Raw genomic sequence first — 22,348 nt, forward strand, 5'->3', positions numbered from 1 at the left:
AGCCTCATATGCGCTTCGGCATAGGTCGGCCTCTGTCGATTAAACAGCTTCACGCAAGCCGGTATCACGCGTATCTGCTAATCATGTGTCCAGCGAGGTCGTTCAATTTGCAGGATGTCTTCGAACAGCCGGCGTCCCCGTCCGGATCGGCGCCACGCCCGGCCAACCCGTCACGTGCCGTCGTCTGGCTGGCGCTGACGGCGTTGCTGGTGGCGCTTGCCCTGTTCGCGGCGGAACTGCTGTTGGGCCGGGCCCGCGTCATGGAACGCGCCACCACCGACACCAAGGCAGAGGCCGACCAGCTTTCCGAACATGCCGCCCGCATGATGGGCGCCCACGCCCTGGTGCTGCGCAATGCCGAGTGGCTGGTGCGCAGCCAGGGCTGGGATGGCGTGTCCGGCACGCCCCACCTGTTCGAATGGCTGCGCGACCTGGCCGGCGAGGCGCCGGAAGTGCAATCCTATTGGCTGGTCGATGCCTCGGGCAAGGTGCGGATCAGCACGCTGCGCTGGCCGGTACCCGACATGAACGTGGCCGATCGCGCCTATTTCATGCCGCATGAGGGCGGCATGGTCGGCCCCCATGTCAGCCCCCGCCTGTCTGGCCGGCTGAATCCGGAAGTATTCTTTGCCCTGTCCCGGCGCATCGAGGGAGATGATGGCAGCTTCCTGGGCGTCGTGCAGGTCTCTCTGCGGCCGGCCTATTTCGAGAGCTTTTATGCCAGCGTCACCGCCCATCCCGATGCGGAGGTCATGCTGGTCCGCGACGACGGCGAGGTGCTGGTTCGCCACCCCGCACCGGTGGAGTCAGGTTCCAACCTGGGCAATGTCGCCGATCTGATCGGCCGCCGCGACCCGACCACGGGCCTGCTGACCACACCATCGCCATTCGACGGTCAGGAACGGCTCTATGCCGTTGCCGATGTCGACCGGGTGCCGGTGCGCATCGTGTATGGCATCTCCACGGCCGGGTTGCAGGCCGACTGGGGCTGGGCAGCGCTGGGACATTTCAGCTTCGCCATCCTGGCCACGCTGCTGCTGCTGCCGCTGGCCGTCATCGCGCTGCGGCAGACCCGGCAGGCGGAGGTAGCGCAGGGCCAGCTGCGCAGTTCCAACGTGGCGCTGGAAGCGCGCGTGCGCGAGCGCACTGCCCATCTGGACATCGCGCTGGACGATCTGCGCCTCAGCGAGGAGCGGTTGAGCCGGCTGGTCAATACCGCCCCCGTGGCGATCATGGAGATCGGGCCGGAGGGCCGCTATACCGACGTCAATGCGGCGGCGGAGCGCATCCTGGGCCTGTCGCGTGCTGCGATCATCGGCGTACGCCATGACGCCGCCCTGTGGCAGGCGACCAGCCTGGATGGCCGCCCGCTGTCCAGCGTCGATTTCCCCACCGCCCGGGCGCTTTCGGGGGAGGAGGTGCGCGATGGCGAGTATGCCCTGCGCGATCCCAAGACCGGCGCGCGGCAAATCCTGTCCGTCAATGCCGTGCCCATCCGGGACGAGGATGGGCGCATCATCGGCTGTACCGCCACCGCCATGGACGTGACGGGCCGGTATGAGGCGGAGGACCGGCAGCGGCTGCTGATGCGCGAGGTGGATCACCGCGCCAAGAACGCCCTGGCCGTCGCGCAAGCTGTCGTGCGCCTCAGCCGCGCCGACACGATCGAGGCCTTCACCAGCGCTGTGGAGGGTCGCATCTCCTCCCTGGCCCGCTCTCACAGCCTGCTGGCCCAGGCCTCCTGGTCGGGTGCCGATCTGGAGAAGCTGGTTGAGCATGAGGTGCAGGCCTTCGCGGTCAATCCCGGCCAGTTGGCCCTGCGCGGCCCCCGCGTGCGGCTGGGGGCCGACATGGTGCAATCATTGGGCCTGGTTTTCCACGAACTGGCCACCAATGCCGCCAAGCATGGCGCCCTGTCACGGCCGGAAGGCGTAGTGACGCTGGACTGGACCGTGCGTCGCGGCACGCTGGACCTGACCTGGACGGAGACGGGCGGACCGGAAGTGATGGCCCCACCCACACGCCAGGGCTTTGGCTCCACTTTGCTGGGCCAGGTGCTGCGCCATCAGCTGGGGGGCAAGATCGATATGGATTGGGCCGCGACTGGCCTGCGCTGCCATATCACATTGCCGCTGGGAGCACAGGTTTGAAAGCCAGTTCGTAGGTCGGGGCTCGCTTCGCTCGACCCGACCTACAATATCACTGCCCTTGCTCCAGCCGCAGCTTCAGTGCTAGCAGATCCTTCCACGCCTCGCGCTTGGCATCGGGGTTGCGCAGCAGGTAGGCGGGGTGAAGCATGGGCATCGCCACAACCGGCTTCTTCAACCCGGCACTGCCATAATCGAACCAGCGGCCGCGCAGGCGGGTGATGCCCTCCGTCCGGTTCAACATCGCCTTGGCGCTGATGCCGCCTGCAAAGATCAGGAAGTCGGGTGCCAGCAGCTCGATATGCCGCACCATGAAGGGCATGCAGGCCGCGATCTCGCTGTCGGTCGGGCTGCGATTGCCGGGCGGGCGCCAGGGCAGCATATTGGTGATATAGACGGCCTTGGCCGGGTCGTCGGCGTTGCGGTCCAGCCCGATGGCGCCCAGCATGCGGTCCAGCAACTGCCCCGCCGGGCCCACGAAGGGCAGGCCCTGCCGATCCTCGTTCTCGCCCGGCGCCTCTCCGATCAGCATGATGCGGGCCGTGCGGCTGCCCATCCCGAACACAAGGTTCGTCGCCGTCTTCTTCAGCGCGCAGCCATCGAAGGCGGCCAGCGCGTCCTTCAGCGCATCCAGGGTTTGGGCCGCCGATGCGACGAGGCGGGCCGACTGCCCGGCCTCCGCGGCCCCCAGCGGACCGGGATCGGCGGGCGGCAATGATGGCGCATTTTGTCGCGGTGCCATCTGTGGCGCCGGGGCGATGGAGGGCGATCTGACGGGTGCGGCCGGCGGCGGGACGGGGGCCGGTGACGCTACGGCCGCTTTCGCACGCGCGTGGGGAGCAAGCGCCGACCAATCGGTCGGATCTTCCCCGATCACCTCGTCAACCCCGCAATCCAGAAGGAAACGCAGGGCGGAGACGGATTCGACAAGCCCAATCATGGTTTGACCCTACCATTTGCCTATGCTGTCTTAACAGCATCGTAGAGGAATGGCCCCGCTGGAAGGGCCGGCAGCCGCGATGTGACTGACCCCCGGTGCCCGCAAAAGGCACGAACGGTCGCATGGCAAGGCTGAGAACAAGTGGTGGGATGGGGTATGGAACGCGAATCGATGGAATATGATGTCGTGATCGTCGGTGCGGGCCCTTCCGGCCTGTCGGCGGCGATCAGGCTGAAACAACTGGCGGCCGAGAAGGGCCAGGAAGTCAGCGTCTGCGTGCTGGAGAAGGGATCGGAGGTCGGCGCCCACATCCTGTCGGGCAATGTCATCGATCCCAAGGCGCTGAACGAGTTGATCCCCGACTGGAAGGAAAAGGGCGCGCCGCTGAACACGCCCGTCACCGACGACCGGTTCTATATCCTGTCGGAAAAGGGCGGCATCCGCATGCCCAACTTCCTGCTGCCGCCTTTGATGCATAATGACGGCAATTATGCCATCAGCCTGGGCAACCTCTGCCGCTGGCTGGGGACGCAGGCGGAAGAGCTGGGGGTGGAGATCTATCCCGGCTTTGCGGCGGCCGAGGTGCTGTACCATGAGGATGGCAGCGTCAAGGGTGTCGCCACCGGCGACATGGGTATCGGCAAGAATGGTGAGCATACCCACAATTACACGCCCGGCATGGAACTGCACGGCAAGTACACCTTCTTTGCCGAGGGTGTGCGCGGCAACCTGTCCAAGCTGCTGATGGAGAAGTTCGATCTGCGGTCCGATTGCGACGTGCAGAAATACGGCATCGGCATCAAGGAACTGTGGCAGATCGACCCGGAAAAGCACAGCCAGGGTCTGGTCATGCACACCCAGGGCTGGCCCCTGGATGGCAGCACGGCCGGCGGTTCCTGGATGTACCATCTGGAGGATAACCAGGTCTCCATCGGCTTCGTGGTCAATCTGGATTACCAGAACCCGCATCTGTCGCCGTTCGAGGAATTCCAGCGCTTCAAGCAGCACCCGTTCATCCGCAAATATCTGGAGGGTGGCAAACGCCTGTCCTATGGCGCCCGCGCCATCAATGAGGGCGGGTTGCAGTCCGTCCCGACGCTGACCTTCCCCGGCGGCGCCCTGATCGGCTGTTCGGCCGGCTTCGTCAACGTGCCCCGCATCAAGGGCACGCACAATGCCATGAAGACCGGCATGCTGGCCGCCGAAGCGGCGTTCGACAAGCTGGTGGCCGGTGTCGGTACGGGCGACCGGCTGACGGCATACGAGCAGTCCTGGAAGGACAGCTGGGTGCATGAGGACCTGTACAAGGTCCGTAACGTCAAGCCGGGCCTGAAGGCCGGGCTGATGCTGGGCAACCTGCATGGCGGCTTGCAAATGTGGGCGCATGATCTGGGCCTGGGCAAGTTCCTGCCCTATACGCTGCACCACACAAAGGCCGACCATGAAAGCCTGAAGCCGGCCACCATGGCGAAGAAGATCAAATATCCCAAGCCCGACGGGGTGATCAGCTTCGACCGCCTCTCCTCGGTGTTCATCTCCAACACGAACCATGAGGAAAACCAGCCGGCGCATCTGAAGCTGAAGGACCCGTCGATCCCGATCGAGCACAACCTGCCCAATTACGACGAGCCGGCGCAGCGTTACTGCCCGGCCGGGGTGTATGAGGTGATGCGCGACGACAATGGCCAGCATCCGCGCTTCGTGATCAACGCGCAGAACTGCGTGCACTGCAAGACCTGCGATATCAAGGACCCGCTCCAGAACATCGTCTGGACCGTGCCGGAGGGCGGCGGGGGCCCGAACTATCCGAACATGTGATCCCCAGACGGGGATCACATGTTTGAACAAGCTGTGGCTTTGAGGTTTTGGCCGGGTCGATAGCGTTCCGGCCTGTGTGTCCACACTTGTACCATCCTGGCCCAAAGATGCGGGCCAGGATGGAGGGTTTGCCGCCGGTGACGACGGATGGCATCATGCCATTCCTGTGATGTGAAGACCCTGTCGGTACGGATGTGAGAAAGGCCCGCCCATGGTCGAGGTGCATGTCGTTCCGGCGCTGACGGATAATTACATCCACATCATCCATGACGCCCCGCACGGGGTGACGGCCGTCATCGATCCGGGCGAGGCGGGGCCGGTTCGCGCCTTTCTGGCGACGCGCGGCTGGCGGCTGACCCATATCCTGGCCACCCACCATCATGGCGACCATATCGGCGGCATCACCGACCTGCGCGCCGACAGCCACGCCGTCCTGATCGGGCCGAAGGCGGAAGTGGAGCGCATCCCGGAGATGAGCGCGACCTATGGCGAGGGTGACGTCTTCACCCTGGGCGGGCAAACGGTGCGCGTCTTCGACACGCCCGGCCATACGCGCGGCCATTGCGCCTTCTTCTGTGAGGAGGCGCGGCTGCTGTTCAGCGGCGACACCCTGTTCTCCCTAGGCTGCGGCCGGCTGTTCGAGGGCACACCGGCGCAGATGTGGGACAGCCTGTTGAAGCTGCGCGCCCTGCCCGGCGACACGCGGGTCCATTGCGGGCATGAATATACCACCAGCAATCTCCGCTTCGCCCTGTCCATCGATCCCGACAATGAGGCGCTGAAAGTGCGGGCCGACGAGGTGGCGCGTCTGCGCGCCAAGGGCCTGCCCACCGTGCCCTCGCGCCTGGGCGACGAGCGGGCGGCCAACCCGTTCCTGCGCGCCGATGATCCGGATCTGGCGGCCCGCATGGGCCTGACCGGCGCCGATCCCGCCACCGTCTTTGCCGCCATCCGCAAGGCGAAGGATGATTTCCGGGGCTGATATCCAAGCCCCCCTCCCCCCAAACTGGATGCCCACATGAAGCTGCGTTACAGCCAGACCTCCCCCTTCGTGCGCAAGGTGCTGATGGTCGCGCATGAGATCGGCCTGGCCGACCGGATCGAACTGTCACCCACCGATGTCTGGTCGCCCGACAGCCCGATCGTGCGGGAGAACCCGCTGTCCAAGATCCCGACCCTGCTGACCGATGACGGCATGGTGCTGTTCGACAGCCCGGTCATCGTGGAATATCTGGACAGCCTGCATGAGGGCCCGAAGCTGATCCCCGCCACCGGCCCCGCCCGCTGGATCGCATTGCGCCAGCAGGCGCTGGGCGACGGCATCTGCGATGCCGGCGTGCTGCGCCGGGTGGAGGGGCTGCGCCCGCCCAACCTGCGCTCAGCCGACTGGGACAGCCGGCAGCGCGCCGCCATCTTCCGCACCTTCGACCGGCTGGAGCTGGATGCGGGCGACCTGCCGGCCCCGGATCAGCCGACCGTGGGCAGCCTGGCCGTGCTGTCGGCCATGGGCTATATGGATTTCCGCTTCGCGCATGAGCCCTGGCGCACCGGCCGCCCGGCCCTGGCCCATTGGTTCGAGGCGGCGTCCAGGCGCCCCAGCTTCCTGGCCACCCTGCCGCCCACGGAATGAGTGCCATGTATCCGCCGAACCTGAAGCCCAAGGAAATCATCGACCTTCTGGGCATGAAGCCCCATCCGGAAGGCGGGCATTATGTGGAGACGGTCCGCGCCCCGGCTGCCGATGGCGGCCGGGCGGCGCACACGGCCATCTATTTCCTGCTGCAGGCGGGGGAATATTCGCACTGGCACCGGGTACTGGATGCCGACGAGATCTGGCATTTCCATGCCGGCGCGCCGCTGGTGCTGACCATGTCGCCCAATGGACATGATGCATCGGCCCATCATCTGGGCACCGACCTTGCCAGCGGCCACCGGCCGCAGATCATTGTCCCGGCCGGCCATTGGCAGACAGCGGTCAGCCTGGGGGCCTGGACCCTGGTCGGCTGTACCGTGGTGCCGGGGTTCGAGTTCGCCAGGTTCGAGCTGGCGCCGCCGGACTGGCGGCCGATGCCGCGGAAGCCGACGGGCGGCTAAACCGTCTCCGCCTTGAAGGGCCTTGTCATCAGCGCGTCGATGATCTCGTCCAAATGGGCGCCGTGGTTCAGCAGGGCGTCCACCGCCTGGCAGAGCGGCATGTCCACGCCCATCGACGCCGCCAGCTTGGTGACGGCGCGGGCAGTATAGACGCCCTCGGCCACCGAGCGGCGTTCGCCCAGCACCTCCTCCAGCGCGCGGCCCTGGCCCAGGGCCGCACCCAGTGACATGTTGCGCGATTGCAGCGAGGAGCAGGTCAGCGTCAGGTCGCCCAGGCCCGACAGGCCCATCAGCGTTTCCGCCCGCGCGCCCAGCCGGCCGCCCAGCCGGGCGATTTCGGCCAGGCCGCGGGTGATCAGGGCGGCGCGGGCATTGTCGCCCAGGCTGCGGCCATGGACGATGCCGCAGGCAATCGCCAGCACGTTCTTCACGGCCCCGCCCACCTGCGCGCCCACCAGATCGTCGGACAGATAGGGGCGGAAGGTGCGCCCGCCCAGAGCCGCCAGCAAGCGGCGCCCCAGCGCGTCATCCCGGATCGCCAGGGTGACGGCGGTGGGCAGGCCCTTGGCCACTTCCGCCGCGAAGGTGGGGCCGGAGAGCACGGCCAGCGGCTGGTCGCCCAGCTCGGCGGCCGCCGCCTCGCTCATCAGGCTGCCGGTATCGATCTCGATGCCCTTGGCGCAGATCACCACGGGCACGCCCGGCCTCAGGTCGGGCTTCAGCGCCCGGCAGGCGGTGCGCAGATGCTGGGCCGGGGTGACCAGCAGCACGGCGTCGGCCGATGCCGCCTCGCCCAACTCCGTGGTGGCGCGGATGGCAGCGTCCAGGGGAATGCCGGGCAGGAACAGGCTGTTCTCGTGGCGGTCATTGACGCTGTCCACCACTTCGGCCTCACGCGCCTGCAGGACCACATCGGCGCCCGCGCGGGCCGCTGCCATGGCCAGGGCCGTGCCCCAGGCCCCCGCCCCGATCACCCCGATGCGCCGCATGGCCACGTCCCCTTTTTCTCTTGTCAGTCCGGGACCTGACATCCCGTTCGACACAGGCTTAGCGCGTGGTGCCGCAAAAATAAACAGGGCCGGGCGGGGTGAGCCCCGCCCGGCCGCTCTTTATCAGGCGCTGCGCCATTTACTGCACGCTGGTGCCGGCGGTAGAGGCCTGGATGGAGCAGTTGGTGCCACGGGTCTCGCACTGGGTCAGCGCGTCGGCGCGGGCCTGCTCCTCGGTGTCGCGGACGACCCAACCAAAGGCACCATCATCGGAAAGGGCCAGCGCCTTGGCGCCGATAGCCTTCTCGTAATCGGCAACCACTTCGCCGCGCAGGTCATTGGCGTCGGTGTGGTTGCGGGCCAGTTCGGCCAGGGTACCTGCGCTGGCCATGGCCTGGCCATCAACCGACACGACGCGGCAGGTTTCGCGGGTCACCTCGGCGCAGCGGGCCAGGGCAGCGATGCGGGCCTCACCGCTGTCAACGCCCGAGGCGTAGCCGACGGCGCCGTCATTGGCCAGCGCCAGCGCCTTGGGGCCTTCCAGCTTGCCATACATGGCGATGGCTTCCTGGCCGACGCCCGACAGGTTGTCCAGGCCCTTCTCCGTGGCGGCATGGGCCAGGGCGGGGAAAGCGAGGATGGCGGTGGTGGCCAGAATGAACTTGATCTTAGACATGATAAATCCCTCCGTGTATCGCGTGCCGTCCGGTTCAGGGCGGCTTCACGGGGAGAACAGACGGATGGGGCTATAGTTCCCCGCCGGTTGGCGATGTCACGAAATGACCTTCCTTTCGCCAGATTCCACCGGCGCTGCCACCTTGAGGCCATGATCACTGTTCCCGCCTCCCCGGCGGAAGCCGGGGCCCGGGGGCCGCCAAGGAAAACCTTGCCGCAAACCGGATCAAAGCGGCCGAAAGGTCGGGCTTGTGATCCTGGGCCCCGGCTTCCGCCGGGGGAGGCGATTGAAGGCGCACCCTCAACGGAGTTTATTCGCCCAGGCGGATCCAGGTCAGCTCATGCTTGTTCTGGCAAAGATGGACCAGACGGGAATTGGGAATGGCGGCGAAGGCGCGCGCCGTTTCATGATCCGTCTCGCCCTGGAATTTCAGGGTACAGATGTAATTGCGGACCAGACCGCTCTCCAGCCAGCCCTGGATCATGCGGTAGAGCCGGGACGGATAGCAGATGACATCGCAGGCCAGCCAGTCCACGGGGCCGATATCGGCGGGCTTCAAGCCGAAGGCGCTCTCCCGCCGCTCCACCACACCCGGCAAGGCGGCGATGCGCGGATCCAGCGGCGCCTTGTCCACGGCGATGACATGGGCCCCGCAGCTCTGCATCACCCAGGTCCAGCCGCCGGGACACGCCCCCAGATCGATGCATTGTTCGCCGGGCTTGGGCGTATGGCCGATGCGGGTGAACGCCTCCCACAGTTTCAGATAGGCCCGGTTGGGCGGCGTCACCTTGTCTTCGATCAGCTCGATCTCGCCATTGCGGAACGGGCTGGAACAATGTGCCGCCGCCAGGATCGTGTTCTCGTTCAGCAGTGTCCAGGACCCCAAGGGCGCCGTCGGCGGGGCTGTGAAGAAGTTCAGCGGCTTGGCCGACACGTGCGGCAGGTTGTCCTGGATCAGTTGCGCCCGGCGATGATGCTGGAACCCGTAATGCGCCCAGTTGCGCTGAATGGCGCGCAACGCCTTGGCCCCCTGCTTGATCGACTGGATCTGGATCAGGATCGGATCGTACCAGATATTCTGGGCCCAGGCGGCCGGGCGCGGCGGCCCGTCGGCCAGCACGAGACGACCATGAACGGAGCGGACCTCCCCCAGTTCGGCCAGCAGCGGTTCCAGAAACTCCTCGGCCGCCAGATAGGCGGTGGCCCCGAGCGGCGTTGCCGTCGGGGCCGTCACATCATCATGGGTCATGAGGGTAAGAGCGCTTCGTGTCAGGTGGCGATATCACCGGACGCGATAACAGCCTGGGTGCGGTTGCGCACCCCCAGGCTGCGCATGACGGCCGTGACATGGATCTTCACCGTGCCTTCCGACAGGCCCAGTTCATAGGCGATCTGCTTGTTGGACTTGCCCTCGCGCAGGCAGCGCAGCACGTCACGCTGACGCTGGGTCAGGGTCGGGGTGCCGGCAGAACCGCCTGACCCGGTGCCCGCATGCATGCCACCGCCGCCCAGGCCGGGCCCGTCACCCAGGATCGCCGCTGGCGGCAAATAGATACCACCAGAGAAGATCAGGTTGATTGCTGACAGCATGATCTTCACAGACGATGATTTCGGGATATAGCCCGAGGCGCCGGCATCCAGGGCGGCCCGCACATCGGCCTGCGATTCGGAGGCCGAGACGATGACGACGGGGGTACCCGCCTGCGCCTCGCAGATCTCCTGCACACCGGAAAACCCGGGGAAACCCGGCATCTGCAAGTCCAGCAGGACCAGATCGAAATCCTGACCGTCGCGGGCGAGATCCCTCACCTCATCAAAGGTGCCGGCTTCCACGAAGCTGGCTTTGTCATCCAACTGGGTCAGCAGGCGGCACAATCCCTCGCGAAACAACAGATGGTCGTCACCAATCAGGATTTTCATCAGTGTATCCCAGCCCGATCATTTCTCTGCGGCCCGCCCCCGCGCCGCGCCGTGCGGAGGCAGATGCAGACCGCCACGGTCCGCCATCTTATGAACAGCATCACACCCTTATTAAATCAAAATCTTGCGGCTGTCTGTGACAACCATCGCTTTCATCACCAGCGATGGCACAAAAGCGTTTCTGGCGGGTTATCCGCAGCGTTGGCACCTCTTCCGCGCGCACGCCAGCGGCTTTCTTGCGGGGAAGGTGCAGGACGTGTCACAACAGGCAAAAGCGTCATCGGCCTCACGGCCGCGGGCGCGGGAACAGAGCGATCATGGCATTCAAGACAGGGATCAAGATGCCCCAGAAAGTGCGCAAGGCCGTGTTTCCGGTCGCAGGTCTCGGCACCCGCTTCCTGCCGGCCACCAAGGCCATTCCGAAGGAAATGCTGCCGCTGGCCGACCGGCCGCTGATCCAGCATGCCGTGGACGAAGCCAAGGCCGCCGGCATCGACCAGTTCTGCTTCGTCACCAGCCGGGGCAAAAGCCCGCTGGAAGACCATTTCGACCTGAATTACGAATTGAACGAGACGTTGCGCCGCCGCGGCAAGAACGATCTTCTGAAGATCGTCGAGGATATCCAGATCGAGTCGGGCTACCTGTCCTATGTCCGTCAGGCGCAGCCGCTGGGCCTGGGCCATGCCGTCTGGTGCGCGCGCGAATTCGTGGGCAATGAGCCGTTCGCCGTGCTGCTGCCCGACGAACAGGTGCTGGGGACCAAGCCCTGCATGGCCCAGATGATGGACGCCTATGAACAGGTGGGCGGCAACTTGCTGTCGGTGTTCGAGGTGCCGAGAGAGCAGACCAACAAGTACGGCATCCTGGATATCGGGTCTGAGGATGGCAAGCTGGTCACCGTCAAGGGTCTGGTGGAAAAGCCCGACCCGGCCGTGGCACCAAGCAACCTGTCGATCCAGGGCCGCTACATCCTGCAGCCCGAGGTTTTCAAGCATCTGTCGGTGTTCGAGAAGGGGGCCGGCGGTGAGATCCAGCTGACCGACGCCATGGCCAAGCTGATCGGCCATCAGCCCTTTCACGGCTTCAAGTTCGAAGGCCAGCGCTTCGATTGCGGTGACAAGCTGGGCTTCGTCCTGGCCAATGTCGCCTACGCCCTGGACCGCCCCGACATGGCGGACAAGGTGCGCGCGGCGTTGAAGGACATGCTGTGAGAGGGCTTTCCCTTCCACAGGGAAATGGCGTTGAAGGGGGCGGCTGAACCGCCCCCTTTTTGTTTTTTGGAATGCGCACGATTCGGTATTGAAACGGCTTTACACTGCCGCAGAGTCCGATCTGCATGCATGTGAGTGCGTACTTGGCGCACAGAAATTCAAAATAGAAGCATGAGGCTTCAGATATAGACGAGCACACTGCTCTTATGCGCATTCCTGCTTCATGTTCCGTGTTTCGACCCGCCAGATCAAAGCTGCCCGCATCTTGCTGGACCTTTCACAGCAGGAATTGGCCGTCCGTGCCAAAGTGAGCCGCAGCAGCATATATCGATTTGAGCACGGGGACGGACTGACGAATGAAGTTTACTTCAAGGTCGTCGAAGCTCTGGAAGACGCGGGAATTGAGTTCATTGCCGCCGAGAACGGCAAGGGCGAAGGGCTACGTCTCATAAAGGCTTGATATTCCTGTCCCATCGTTTCAATGACATTCCTTCGCATCGACTCTGAAGCATCATGCTTCTAATCTGCGGTTCAGAGCCGCAGATATAGGGTAAGATTGCCATGGACAATTCACCCAGTTTCGAACTCGCCCTGGCCAGCCTCACCCCGGTCGGCCTGCATCTCGAACGCCGGCACATCACCATTGGCGGCGACCTGCACATAATCGACCTGCATGCCGCTGGTTGGACGGCGCTGGACGATATCGCGGCGCTGGAAGGCATGAGTCCCGAAGCCCTTGTCCGCGCGGTCTGGGTACGCGAACCCTCAATGGCGATGCCGACCGCCCTGGAACTGTTCTGCATCCGTTACTGGCGGGACCGGCTAACGAAACCCGATGCGCAACGGGCGATGCCGTAGGTCAGGTCGAGGCGAAAGCCGAGCCCTGACAAGCGACGGTACCTGTGAGATGTCAGGGCTCGCCACGCTCGACCTGACCTGCGAGACTTACGCAACCGCGTTGTATTCAACCAAATATAGCGATAGGCTGCGATCAGCTTTCCCATCACGCCTGGGTGCATCATGGCCCTTTCCCGGATATCCGCGTTCCTGGTCGCGCTGTCGCTGCTGGTCGTCCCGGCCGCCGGCGCGCGCGATGCCACCGTCTATGCCGCCGCCAGCCTGAAGACGGCGATGGACGAAGTGATTTCCGTCTACAAGGCGCAGTCCGGAACCAACGCCACCGCAGCCTATGCCGCCAGTTCTGCGCTGGCCAAGCAGATCGAGGCCGGGGCGCCGGCGGATATCTTCATTTCCGCCGACCAGGACTGGATGGATTACCTGGCCAAGGCCGGGCTGGTGCAGGCCGACAGCCGCGTCACTTTCCTGGGCAACCAGCTGGTGCTGGTCATGGAACGGTCCCAGGCCAAGCGGCTGACCATCGATGACAATCTGGACATCGTCCGCCTGCTGGATGGCAAGCGCCTGGCCGTGGGCGATGTCAATGCCGTGCCGGCCGGCCGCTATGCCAAGGCGGCGCTGACCAGGCTGGGCCTGTGGGACAAGGTGTCGGACAAGCTGGCCCCGGCGGAGAATGTCCGCGCCGCCCTGGCCCTGGTGGCGCGTGGCGAGGCGTCGGCCGGCATCGTCTATGCCACCGACGCGCGGGTGGAGCCGGGTGTGGCCATTGTCGGTGTCTTCCCCGCCGACAGCCACGCGCCGATCGAGTATCCTGTGGCCCTGCTGAAGGGGGCAGACGCCGCCACGGCCAAGCCCCTGCTGGACTTCATCCTGTCAGAGGAAGGCCGGCGGCATTTCATCAACCAGGGCTTCACGGTGCTGAAGAAATAAATGGGTGCATTCACGCCGGAGGAGATGACGGCCATCTGGCTGTCGGTGAAGGTGGCTTGCTGGGCCACGGCCGCCAGCCTGGTGCCCGGCATCCTGGTGGCATGGCTGCTGGCCCGCCGATCCTTTCCTGGCCGCATCCTGCTGGATGGGCTGGTGCATCTGCCGCTGGTGCTGCCGCCCGTGGTCACCGGCTATATCCTGCTGCTGCTGTTCGGGCGCAACGGGCCTTTGGGACGGGTGCTGGCGGAAGTGGGGATCGTCCTGTCCTTCAACTGGACCGGGGCGGTGCTGGCCTGTTCGGTGATGGCCTTCCCCCTGCTGGTCCGCGCCATCCGCCTGTCGATGGAGGCGGTGGACACGCGGCTGGAGGATGCGGCGGCCGGATTGGGGGCCCCGCCCTGGATGGTGTTCCTGACCGTCACCCTGCCGCTGTCGCTGCCCGGCATCGTGTCCGGCGCCATCCTGTGCTTTGCCAAGGCGCTGGGGGAGTTCGGGGCCACGATTACCTTTGTGGCGGCCATTCCCGGCGTCACCCAGACCCTGCCCGCCGCCATCTATGGCCTGACCCAGGTGCCGGGCGGCGACGCGGCGGCCCTGCGCCTGACGCTGGTGGCGGCCGCCATCGCCATCATCGCCCTGACGGCAAGCGAGTTGCTGGCGCGCGGCGTGCGCCGGCGAGTGGAGGGGCGCGATGCTTGAGCTGTCGCTGACCCACCGCATCGGGGACTTCACCCTGACGGCCGACCTGGCCATCGGCCCCGGCGTCACCGCCATCACCGGCCCGTCGGGTGCGGGCAAGACAACCTTGCTGTCGCTGATCGCCGGGCTGGCCCGGCCCAGTATTGGACGAATCGCGCTGGACGGGCAGCTGCTGGTGGACACGGCCACGCGGCAATGGCTTACCCCGTATCGCCGCCATGTCGGCCAGGTGTTCCAGGATGCGCGCCTGTTCCCGCATCTGTCGGTGCGGCACAATCTGCTCTATGGACGGTTCTTCGGCGGGCGGGGCCGGGCGGGGCCGACGCCCGACAGTGTGATCGACCTGTTGGACATCGCGCCGCTGCTGCATCGCCGGCCCCGCGACCTGTCGGGCGGGGAGCGGCAGCGGGTGGCCATCGGCCGGGCGCTATTGTCCAACCCGTCGCTGCTGCTGCTGGATGAGCCGCTGTCGGCCCTGGACCCGGCGCGCAAGGCGGAACTGCTGCCCTATCTGCGCCGCCTGCGCGACGGTACCGGCCTGCCCATGCTGTATGTCACCCACCAGCGCGACGAGGTGGCGGAACTGGCCACGGGTTGGGTGCGGGTGGAGGCGGGCGTGGTGACGCGTAGCGCGGATTAAGGCTTGTTGAGATTCGATGGAAGTTGGGGATAGCTTATTAAAACTGCTTATATATCGCCTCCCCGGCGAAAGCCGGGGCCCAGGGGCCAAGTGCCCGACCCTTCAGCTGCTTCGATCAAGGCAGCGTCCAGGTTTGAGCCTGTGGCCCCTGGGCCCCGGCTTTCGCCGGGGAGGCGATAAATGGGAAATATTATTGAATCTCAACAAATTTTGAGCGCAGCATCATCCGTGCTACGCAGCGGGCCACCCTAATAACCTGTCGTCACCCGTGCCGCCGGCCCGTGACCCAGCACACCCAGCAGCGCGTCCAGCAGACCCGACGCCCCGAAGCGGAAGGTGGCCGGTGATACCCAGCCCGTCCCGCACACCTCATCCGCCAGCGCCAGATACTGCGCCGCCGTCTCCACGTCGCGGATGCCGCCCGACGCCTTGAAACCCACGGGCCGCCCGGCCTCGCGGCAGGCGGTCAGCATGATGCGGGCGGCACTCAGCGTGGCGCCGGCCGGCAGCTTGCCGGTGGAGGTCTTCAGGAAATCCGCCCCCGCCGCCACGGCCACAGCGGCTGCCCGTTCCACCAGTGCCGGCTTGGCCAGGGCACCGCTTTCCAGGATGACCTTCATCATGGTCGTACCACACGCCGCCCGGCAGACGGCCAGATGGTCGGCGGCGCGCTGGTCCCCGCCCTGGCCATGCAGGATAGCGGCATAGGGCATGACCACGTCGATCTCGTCCGCCCCATCGGCGAGTGCCCGGGCGATCTGTTCCGCCACCTTCTCCGCCGGCAGCGACCCGCCGGGGAAGTTCACCACCGTCGCCACCTTCACGCCGGTGCCCGCCAGGACTTGTTTCGCTTGCGCAATGAAAGACGGCCACAGGCAGACGGCCGCGACATTCCCGGCCGGCGTCACCGCCTTGGCACACAGGGTAGCGGTGGTAGCGGCATCGTCCGCGTCGTTCAGGCTGGTCAAGTCCAGCAGCGGCAGGGTGCGTTCGGCAATCGCCGAAAGGTTTATTTCGGTATCGGAATTATCAATCACGGCTCAGAAACCCAGATTGTCGGGACCGAAGCTGAAGGGCAGCAATTCCCCCAGCGTGAAGCTGCGACGATGGAAGCCGACATCATAGATATGGATCGGCGTGTCCGGCCCGGCAAATTCCCGGATGCGCTGGCGACAGCCGCCGCAGGGCGTGCACATAATGCCCGCACCGGCATCCCCGCCCACCACCACGATCTCCGTGATGCGCCGGTCGCCCGACGCCACCATCAGGCCAATGGCCGTGGCCTCCGCGCATTGCCCTTGTGGATATGCCGCGTTTTCCACATTGCAACCGGCATGGATGCGCCCGCTTTCCGACCGGATGGCCGCCCCCACCTTGAAGCCCGAATAGGGCGAATGCGAATGGGCGCGGGCGGCGAGCGCTGCGGCGAACAGGTCGGGGGCGGGATTGGTCATGGGAACCTGAGGGTTGGATCATGCTGGTGACAACCATAGGCGCTCAGGGTCCGCCATTCCACAGATGAACAAGCCTCATCACCCCATGCGTCCTTTTCGGCGAAGGGTGCTTGGCAAGCGGCTCCCCCAGGCCGAACATGCGGGCAAAGACCAAACAGCGGAGGAAGCTATGATCGCCACCATCCTGATCCCACCCATCCTGGAGATCGGGGGCGGTGCCGCCGGGCGCCTGGGCACCGTGCTGACCCGGCTGGGCGTGCGCCGGCCGCTGCTGGTCACCGACCCCTTCATGCGAGACAGCGGTGCTGCGGAGCGGCTGCTGGCGCCCTTGCGCGCCGCCGGGTTCGACCCCGGCCTGTTTGCCGACACCGTGCCCGACCCGACCACCGACGTGATCCAGGCGGGGGCCACCCTGCTGGCCGAGGGCGGTTATGACGGTATGGTGGCATTGGGCGGCGGATCACCCATTGATACCGCCAAAGCCATGGCTGTGCTGGCCGCCAATGGCGGACGGCTGCGCGATTACAAGGTGCCCAACCCGATCCCTAAACCCGGCATGCCGGTCATCGCGATCCCCACCACGGCCGGCACGGGATCGGAAGTGACGCGTTTCACGGTCATCACCGACACAGAGACGGACGAGAAGATGTTGATCGCCGGGCCCGGTCTGGTGCCGGCCGCCGCCATCATCGATTATGAACTGACGCTTACCTGTCCGCCGCGCCTGACCGCCGATACCGGCATCGACGCCCTGACCCATGCCATCGAGGCCTATGTCAGCGTCAAGGCCAGCCCCTTCACCGATGCCATGGCCATCGCCGCCATGGGCCGCATCGCGCCCTGGATCCGCACCGCCTGCGCCGATCCGGGCGACCGCGTGGCGCGGGAAAACATGATGCTGGGCGCCACCCTGGCCGGCATGGCCTTTTCCAACGCGTCGGTGGCGCTGGTGCATGGGATGAGCCGACCCATCGGCGCCTTCTTCCATGTGCCGCACGGCCTGTCCAACGCCATGCTGCTGCCGGCCGTCACCCGATGGTCGCTGCCGGGTGCCCTTACCCGCTATGCCGATTGCGCCCGCGCCATCGGGGCCGCCGATACCGGCCAGGATGATGGGGGTGCCGCCCGCGCCCTGGTGGACGGCCTGCACCGCCTGAACAAAGACCTGCAGGTACCCACGCCCAAACAGTACGGCATTGATCCCGCGCGGTGGGAGGGGCTGCTGGTCACCATGGCCGAACAGGCCTTGGCCTCTGGCAGTCCCGCCAACAATCCGCGCGTGCCAAACGTGGCGGAGATGGTGGCGCTTTACCGCGAGAGCTGGGAATAGCTCACCAGAAGCAGTCCGTCCGCCGCGCCACCGGGTCGCACGCCGCCATGGCCTGCGGCGAGGGGGTGATCACCATGCGGTCGCCGGGCCTTGCGTCGGCCAGCACTGCCAGCATGTCCGGCAGTTGCACCGCCACGCACCCGGCCGTGGCGCCGTAATCGGCCCCGGTCAGGTGGAAGAATACCGCACTGCCCAGCCCCGGTACCGGCGGGTCGTCATTATGGCCCAGCACGACGATGATGTCGTAGACGGCGCTGTCCAGCCACAGATCCTCATGGCTGGCGGCCAGGGGCAGCTTCACCGGGCGGTTATAGTCGGGATGGGCCGGGTCGTCGCACCAGCCATCATCCCTGGCGATCACCAAGATCGGCAGGCCGGTGCGCGGGGGCTCCAGCCGGTCGGCGCGATAGAGCACGCGGCGCAGGGTGAAGGCGCCCACCGGCGTGCCGCCATCGCCTTCCCGCTTGTCCAGCCTGATACCCGTCCGTCCCACGGCACAGCGCACGGATGTGCCGTTCCAGGTCAGGATATGCGACCCGTCGGCGGCCTTGGCGACATGGATATCCATGGGCGTATCCTTACGAGGTCGGGGTGGGGACAGGCACGAAGCTCTGCGGAGCGGGATCGACCTGCATGGTGCCGGTGCGCGTCACCTCCATCACCGCCAGCCCGCGTTCGGCCGTGCCGGTGGGCAGCAGGCGGAAAATGCCCTCCGCGCCGGAGAACCCGTTGGGGTTGGTCAGCGACGGCACGGCGAAGCCGCCATTGCGGGCCAGCACGGCCGCCAGCGCCGTGGCGTCATAGGCCAGTGTCGCCAGGCGGTGCGGACGATAGCCGAAGGCCTGCTGGAACCGCGCCTCGAACGTGTCGCGCCCTTCCGGGGCGGGTGCGGCGAACCAGCCGCCGACCAGCGCTGCCTCGCGCCCCAGCCCGCCTTCATCCCACAGGCCGGTGCCCAGCAGGCGCACGGGGCCGGGATCGATATCGAAGAACGGGAACAGCGCCGCCAGTTCACGCAGCGTCTGCCCGCCCTCGGCAATCAGCACGGCGTCGAACGGCAGCGGGCCGAAGGTGTCGGCATTGGACAGGCGGCGCAAGGCCGCCAGCGATTCGGGGTCGCCCAACGCGGTCAGGCGGGAACGCTCGGCCCCCAATGCCGCCTGGCGCTGGTCGAAATCCGACAGGCGCTTGACCAGTTCGGTCAGGTTGGTGGCGCCGGCCGTATAGCGTTCGACCTTGGTGACGCTGCCGCCGAGTTGTTCCACGCTCTCCCGCAAAGCGGCGACCGCCGCGTCGCCATAGGGGGTGGAGGGGGCCACCACGCCGAAGCGCAGCAAGCCGCGCGCCGCCGCCAGCGCCGCCACGCGGCGCACCTGCTCCTGCGGCTGGAAGCCCAGGGTCCAGACCCCACCGCCGGCCATGGTCCAGTCGCTGGAGAAGCTCAGCACCGACAGGCCGGCACGGGCCGCCACCGGCTTGACCGCCGCGGCTTCCGCCCCGAACAGGGGGCCCAGCAGGATGCCGGCCCCTTCCTCGACCAACCCCTGGGCCGCCGTGGCGGCGATGCCGGGGCTGCCCTGCGTGTCGCGGGGCAGCAGGGTGAACTTGTCGTCGCCCAGGTCGAACAAAGCCATCTGGGCGGCGTCCAGCATCGACTGGCCCAGGGCGGCATTGGCACCGGTCAAGGGCAGCAGCAGGCCCACGCGCACCTTGTCATCCTTGGGCGCCACGGGTTCGGCCACCGGCGGTGCGGGGGTCGGCGGAGGGGCCGTCACCTGCGGCGGGGGTTGCGGGGTGGGGGCCGGGGCCGGTACGCTGCCGGGGCTGGCACATCCGGCCAGCAGGCCCACGGACGCCACCAGTGTCACCAGCCACGACGCCCCGCGCCGACCTTCATTCCCACGCATTCGGAACCCCTTCCCCTTGACGTCACCCATCATGGACGACCAACCCGACCTTGACACCGACCTTGACGGGATGTTCCCGGAGGAGGGCGATGACGATGTGGTGGCGCAGCCTAGCGGCAGCGACGCCATCCGTAAACCGGCGGCGGGGCTTTACATTGTCGCCACCCCCATCGGCAATGCCGGCGATATCAGCTTGCGCGCGCTCGACATCCTGCGCGGGGTCGATGCCATCGCGTGCGAGGATACGCGCGTTACCGGCAAGCTGCTGCGCCGGTACGGCATCCGCACCCGCATGCTGCCCTATCACGACCATAACGCGGCCCGGATGCGGCCGGTGCTGCTGGACAAGGTGGCCAATGGGCAATCCATCGCCCTGGTATCCGACGCCGGCACGCCGCTGGTCAGTGATCCGGGCTTCAAGCTGGTGCGCGAGGCCAAGGATCGGGGTCTGGCCCTGACCCATCTGCCCGGTGCGAACGCCGCCATCACCGCTCTGGTCCTGTCGGGCCTGCCCAGCGACCGGTTCCTGTTCGGCGGGTTCCTGCCATCCAAGTCTGCGGCACGCCGGACGGAGCTGGACCTGTTCCGCACCCTGCCCGCTACCTTGATCTTCTATGAATCGGCCCAGCGGCTGGCGGAGATGCTGGGCGATGTGGCGGCATCCCTGGGCAACCGCGAGGTGGCGGTGGCGCGGGAGCTGACCAAGCTGTTCGAGGAGGTGCGGCGCGGCACAGCATCCGAGCTTTCCCGGCATTATACGGAGAAGGGTCCGCCCAAGGGGGAGGTCGTGGTGGTCATCGGCCCGCCCGCCGCCGATGCCGCCGCCAATGACGCCGCCGACATGGACAGTCTGCTGCGCCAGGCGCTGACCGGCGGAATGAGCGTGCGCGATGCCGCAGCCCATGTCGCCACCATCACCGGCCAGCCCAAGAAACAGGTCTATGCGCGGGCTTTGCAGCTCGGGACGGGGGGCGATGGCACGGGTCCGTGACCGTTTCGACCGCCGCCGCGCCGAACGGCTGGGCCGCATCGCCGAATGGCTGTGCTGTCTGGTGCTGTGGCTGAAGGGCTATCGCATCCTGGCCACCCGCCTGCGCCTGCCGGTGGGAGAGGTCGATATCGTCGCTGCCAAGCGCGGTGTGGTGGCGGTGGTGGAGGTGAAGGCGAGGCGCGACATGGTGCTGGCCCTGTCATCGCTGCCGCGGGTCAGCTGGCGCCGCCGCTATGCCGCCATCAGCCAGTTCGTGGCCCAGCGCCCGCATCTGGCCCATCATGCCATACGGTTCGACCTGATGGCCGTGCTGCCCAGGCGGCTGCCCCGGCATGTGAAGGATGTGTGGCGGATGGAGGGGCCGTAATCAGCCCACGCGCCGCAGCCGTGCGGCGAAGAACCCGTCCATGCCGCCGATGTCGGCCAGATGGCCCGGCGTGCAGCGGACATAGCCGTCGGCGGTGATCAGTTCCGCCAGCCCACCGACCTCGTCCGCTGTCACCGGCACGACCTGCATTTCCGGCCGGCGATAGAGCAGGTTGGTGATCTGGTTCTCCCCCTCCTCCGGCTGAAGCGAGCAGGTGCAATAAACCAGGGTGCCGCCCGGCTTCAGCATGTCGACGGCGCGATAGAGCAGGCGGGACTGGATACGCCCCAGCTTCTCCACATCCTCTTCCGACTTCAGCCGCGCCACGTCGGGGTGGCGGCGGATGGTGCCGGTGGCCGAACAGGGCGCGTCCAGCAGCACGGCATCCACCGGCGCGTCGGGCCGCCATTCGGTTGCATCGGCCACGATCGTCGCCACCTGCGCGCCCAGGCCCAGGCGCAGCATATTGTCGGTCAGGCGAACCAGCCGCTTGTCAGACCGGTCAACGGCGGTGACGCGGGCGCCGGCCGCCGCCAGCTGTGCGGTCTTGCCGCCGGGGGCGGCGCACAGGTCGATGACGTCCAGGCCGTTCAGGTCACCGAACAGGCGGGCGGGGATGGTGGCGGCGGCATCCTGCACCCACCAGCCACCCTCATCGAAACCGGCCAGTTCCGTCACCTGCCCGCCGGCCGCACGCCGCAGGTTGCCCATGGGCAACAGCTCAGCCTCCAGCCGCTCCGCCCAGGCGGCGGCATCCCCCTTGACGGTGATGTCCAGCGGCGCTTCTTCCAGGTGGGTTTCCACGATGGCGCGGGTCAGCGCGGTGCCATAGGCCTTGCGCCAGGACAGCCACAGCCAGTCGGGCGTGTTCAGGCGGCCGGGGTCCTGCACCGCCAGGATGGCGTCACGTTCCCGGTCCAGCCGGCGCAGCACGGCGTTGATCAGGCCCTTATAGGGATGCTGCTTGCGCAGCATCGCCAGCTCCACGGCCGTATCGACGGCGGCATGGGCCGGCGTGCCCAGGAACAGCAGCTGGGCAGCGCCCAGGCGCAGGATATCCTGCACCACGGCCTTCAACTGCTGGCCCTGCTTGTTCAAAGTGGACTGGATGGCGGCATCGATCTGGCCCAGCCGGCGCAGGGTGGTGGCCACCAGCAGGCGCACGAAGGCGCGGTCGCGCGGCTCCAGCGACCGCAAGGGCCGGCTGGCGTCCCAGGCGTCATCGAACGGTACGCGCTTGGCCAGCACGTTGAACAAAAGGTCGAGGGCAGCGCCGCGCGTGGCAAGCGCGCCGTCGGCCGGGCTGGTGGTCGCATCATTCATGGCGTGGGGATGTACCCCGCCAAACCCGGCTTGTCGAACGCCGATGATGCAAAG

Annotated in this window: 24 protein-coding genes; 14 read left to right on the forward strand and 10 right to left on the reverse strand. The window is 66.7% G+C overall.

Going from position 1 to position 22,348, the window contains the following annotated elements:
• The first annotated feature begins 107 nt into the window (after window positions 1-107).
• The gene (locus AC1Q7F_RS22300; RefSeq protein ID WP_492510740.1) at window positions 108-2,150 is read left to right on the forward strand and encodes an HWE histidine kinase domain-containing protein; all 2,043 of its coding nucleotides are present in this window, start codon (window positions 108-110) and stop codon (window positions 2,148-2,150) included.
• Between the two features lie 49 nt (window positions 2,151-2,199).
• Here the strand turns inward: AC1Q7F_RS22300 and AC1Q7F_RS22305 are convergent, their stop codons facing one another.
• Window positions 2,200-2,889, reverse strand: coding sequence for a uracil-DNA glycosylase (locus AC1Q7F_RS22305; protein WP_492510741.1), 690 nt, complete (start codon window positions 2,887-2,889; stop codon window positions 2,200-2,202).
• Window positions 2,890-3,243: 354 nt separating this feature from the next.
• Between AC1Q7F_RS22305 and AC1Q7F_RS22310 the strand changes: the two genes are divergently transcribed.
• From AC1Q7F_RS22310 to AC1Q7F_RS22325, 4 genes are all read left to right on the forward strand, one after another.
• Window positions 3,244-4,905, forward strand: a complete 1,662-nt coding sequence (locus AC1Q7F_RS22310) for an electron transfer flavoprotein-ubiquinone oxidoreductase (RefSeq protein ID WP_492510742.1) — start codon at window positions 3,244-3,246, stop codon at window positions 4,903-4,905.
• A 211-nt stretch (window positions 4,906-5,116) separates the two neighbouring features.
• Window positions 5,117-5,887 (forward strand): hydroxyacylglutathione hydrolase, encoded by a 771-nt coding sequence (gloB, locus tag AC1Q7F_RS22315; protein WP_492510743.1) that lies wholly within the window; start codon window positions 5,117-5,119, stop codon window positions 5,885-5,887.
• Between the two features lie 36 nt (window positions 5,888-5,923).
• On the forward strand, window positions 5,924-6,535 hold the full coding sequence (locus AC1Q7F_RS22320; RefSeq protein WP_492510744.1) for a glutathione S-transferase N-terminal domain-containing protein: 612 nt from the start codon (window positions 5,924-5,926) through the stop codon (window positions 6,533-6,535).
• 5 nt (window positions 6,536-6,540) lie between these two features.
• Entirely contained in the window at window positions 6,541-6,999 is a 459-nt protein-coding gene (locus tag AC1Q7F_RS22325; protein WP_492510745.1) for a cupin domain-containing protein, read from the forward strand.
• Here AC1Q7F_RS22325 and AC1Q7F_RS22330 read toward each other — a convergent pair.
• From AC1Q7F_RS22330 to AC1Q7F_RS22345, 4 genes are all read right to left on the reverse strand, one after another.
• Complete coding sequence (locus AC1Q7F_RS22330; protein WP_492510746.1) at window positions 6,996-7,988, reverse strand: NAD(P)H-dependent glycerol-3-phosphate dehydrogenase; 993 nt, start codon at window positions 7,986-7,988, stop codon at window positions 6,996-6,998. The genes AC1Q7F_RS22325 and AC1Q7F_RS22330 overlap by 4 nt on opposite strands.
• A 139-nt stretch (window positions 7,989-8,127) precedes the next feature.
• On the reverse strand, window positions 8,128-8,664 hold the full coding sequence (locus AC1Q7F_RS22335) for a DUF4189 domain-containing protein (RefSeq protein WP_492510747.1): 537 nt from the start codon (window positions 8,662-8,664) through the stop codon (window positions 8,128-8,130).
• A gap of 310 nt (window positions 8,665-8,974) precedes the next feature.
• Complete coding sequence (locus AC1Q7F_RS22340; protein WP_492510748.1) at window positions 8,975-9,913, reverse strand: SAM-dependent methyltransferase; 939 nt, start codon at window positions 9,911-9,913, stop codon at window positions 8,975-8,977.
• A 20-nt stretch (window positions 9,914-9,933) separates the two neighbouring features.
• The gene (locus AC1Q7F_RS22345; protein ID WP_492510749.1) at window positions 9,934-10,584 is read right to left on the reverse strand and encodes a LuxR C-terminal-related transcriptional regulator; all 651 of its coding nucleotides are present in this window, start codon (window positions 10,582-10,584) and stop codon (window positions 9,934-9,936) included.
• Between the two features lie 341 nt (window positions 10,585-10,925).
• On the opposite strand from AC1Q7F_RS22345, the gene galU reads away from it, so the two are divergent.
• From galU to AC1Q7F_RS22375, 6 genes are all read left to right on the forward strand, one after another.
• Window positions 10,926-11,795, forward strand: coding sequence for a UTP--glucose-1-phosphate uridylyltransferase GalU (gene galU / locus AC1Q7F_RS22350; RefSeq protein WP_492510803.1), 870 nt, complete (start codon window positions 10,926-10,928; stop codon window positions 11,793-11,795).
• A gap of 223 nt (window positions 11,796-12,018) precedes the next feature.
• Window positions 12,019-12,255: a helix-turn-helix transcriptional regulator gene (locus AC1Q7F_RS22355; protein ID WP_492510750.1), complete on the forward strand. Its 237-nt coding sequence runs from the start codon at window positions 12,019-12,021 to the stop codon at window positions 12,253-12,255.
• 101 nt (window positions 12,256-12,356) lie between these two features.
• Window positions 12,357-12,653, forward strand: a complete 297-nt coding sequence (locus AC1Q7F_RS22360; protein WP_492510751.1) for a ribbon-helix-helix domain-containing protein — start codon at window positions 12,357-12,359, stop codon at window positions 12,651-12,653.
• A 162-nt stretch (window positions 12,654-12,815) separates the two neighbouring features.
• Window positions 12,816-13,583, forward strand: coding sequence for a molybdate ABC transporter substrate-binding protein (modA, locus tag AC1Q7F_RS22365; RefSeq protein ID WP_492510752.1), 768 nt, complete (start codon window positions 12,816-12,818; stop codon window positions 13,581-13,583).
• Complete coding sequence (modB, locus tag AC1Q7F_RS22370) at window positions 13,584-14,282, forward strand: molybdate ABC transporter permease subunit (protein ID WP_492510753.1); 699 nt, start codon at window positions 13,584-13,586, stop codon at window positions 14,280-14,282. It abuts the gene before it with no gap.
• Window positions 14,275-14,922: an ATP-binding cassette domain-containing protein gene (locus tag AC1Q7F_RS22375; protein WP_492510754.1), complete on the forward strand. Its 648-nt coding sequence runs from the start codon at window positions 14,275-14,277 to the stop codon at window positions 14,920-14,922. Before modB ends, AC1Q7F_RS22375 begins: the two co-directional genes overlap by 8 nt.
• 248 nt (window positions 14,923-15,170) lie before the next feature.
• On the opposite strand, the gene deoC is transcribed toward AC1Q7F_RS22375, so the two are convergent.
• Both deoC and cdd read right to left on the reverse strand, forming a co-directional pair.
• Window positions 15,171-15,959, reverse strand: coding sequence for a deoxyribose-phosphate aldolase (deoC, locus tag AC1Q7F_RS22380; protein ID WP_492510755.1), 789 nt, complete (start codon window positions 15,957-15,959; stop codon window positions 15,171-15,173).
• Between the two features lie 3 nt (window positions 15,960-15,962).
• Entirely contained in the window at window positions 15,963-16,376 is a 414-nt protein-coding gene (gene cdd / locus AC1Q7F_RS22385) for a cytidine deaminase (protein ID WP_492510756.1), read from the reverse strand.
• A 169-nt stretch (window positions 16,377-16,545) separates the two neighbouring features.
• Here cdd and AC1Q7F_RS22390 point away from each other — a divergent pair, with 169 nt between their 5' ends.
• Complete coding sequence (locus AC1Q7F_RS22390; RefSeq protein ID WP_492510757.1) at window positions 16,546-17,706, forward strand: iron-containing alcohol dehydrogenase; 1,161 nt, start codon at window positions 16,546-16,548, stop codon at window positions 17,704-17,706.
• Window position 17,707: 1 nt separating this feature from the next.
• Here the strand turns inward: AC1Q7F_RS22390 and AC1Q7F_RS22395 are convergent, their stop codons facing one another.
• Both AC1Q7F_RS22395 and AC1Q7F_RS22400 read right to left on the reverse strand, forming a co-directional pair.
• On the reverse strand, window positions 17,708-18,274 hold the full coding sequence (locus tag AC1Q7F_RS22395; RefSeq protein ID WP_492510758.1) for a L,D-transpeptidase family protein: 567 nt from the start codon (window positions 18,272-18,274) through the stop codon (window positions 17,708-17,710).
• 10 nt (window positions 18,275-18,284) lie between these two features.
• A complete protein-coding gene (locus AC1Q7F_RS22400; protein ID WP_492510759.1) occupies window positions 18,285-19,613 on the reverse strand; it encodes a penicillin-binding protein activator in 1,329 nt (442 codons plus the stop codon).
• A 16-nt stretch (window positions 19,614-19,629) separates the two neighbouring features.
• Between AC1Q7F_RS22400 and rsmI the strand changes: the two genes are divergently transcribed.
• Together rsmI and AC1Q7F_RS22410 are read left to right on the forward strand one after the other, a co-directional pair.
• Window positions 19,630-20,604, forward strand: coding sequence for a 16S rRNA (cytidine(1402)-2'-O)-methyltransferase (gene rsmI, locus AC1Q7F_RS22405; RefSeq protein ID WP_492510760.1), 975 nt, complete (start codon window positions 19,630-19,632; stop codon window positions 20,602-20,604).
• On the forward strand, window positions 20,588-20,971 hold the full coding sequence (locus AC1Q7F_RS22410; RefSeq protein WP_492510761.1) for a YraN family protein: 384 nt from the start codon (window positions 20,588-20,590) through the stop codon (window positions 20,969-20,971). The genes rsmI and AC1Q7F_RS22410 overlap by 17 nt, the downstream gene beginning before the upstream one ends.
• Here the strand turns inward: AC1Q7F_RS22410 and AC1Q7F_RS22415 are convergent, their stop codons facing one another.
• Entirely contained in the window at window positions 20,972-22,294 is a 1,323-nt protein-coding gene (locus AC1Q7F_RS22415) for an RsmB/NOP family class I SAM-dependent RNA methyltransferase (protein ID WP_492510762.1), read from the reverse strand.
• Between the last annotated feature and the right edge of the window lie 54 nt (window positions 22,295-22,348).

The organism is Niveispirillum sp. GW835-FHT14G11 (genome assembly GCF_058793615.1).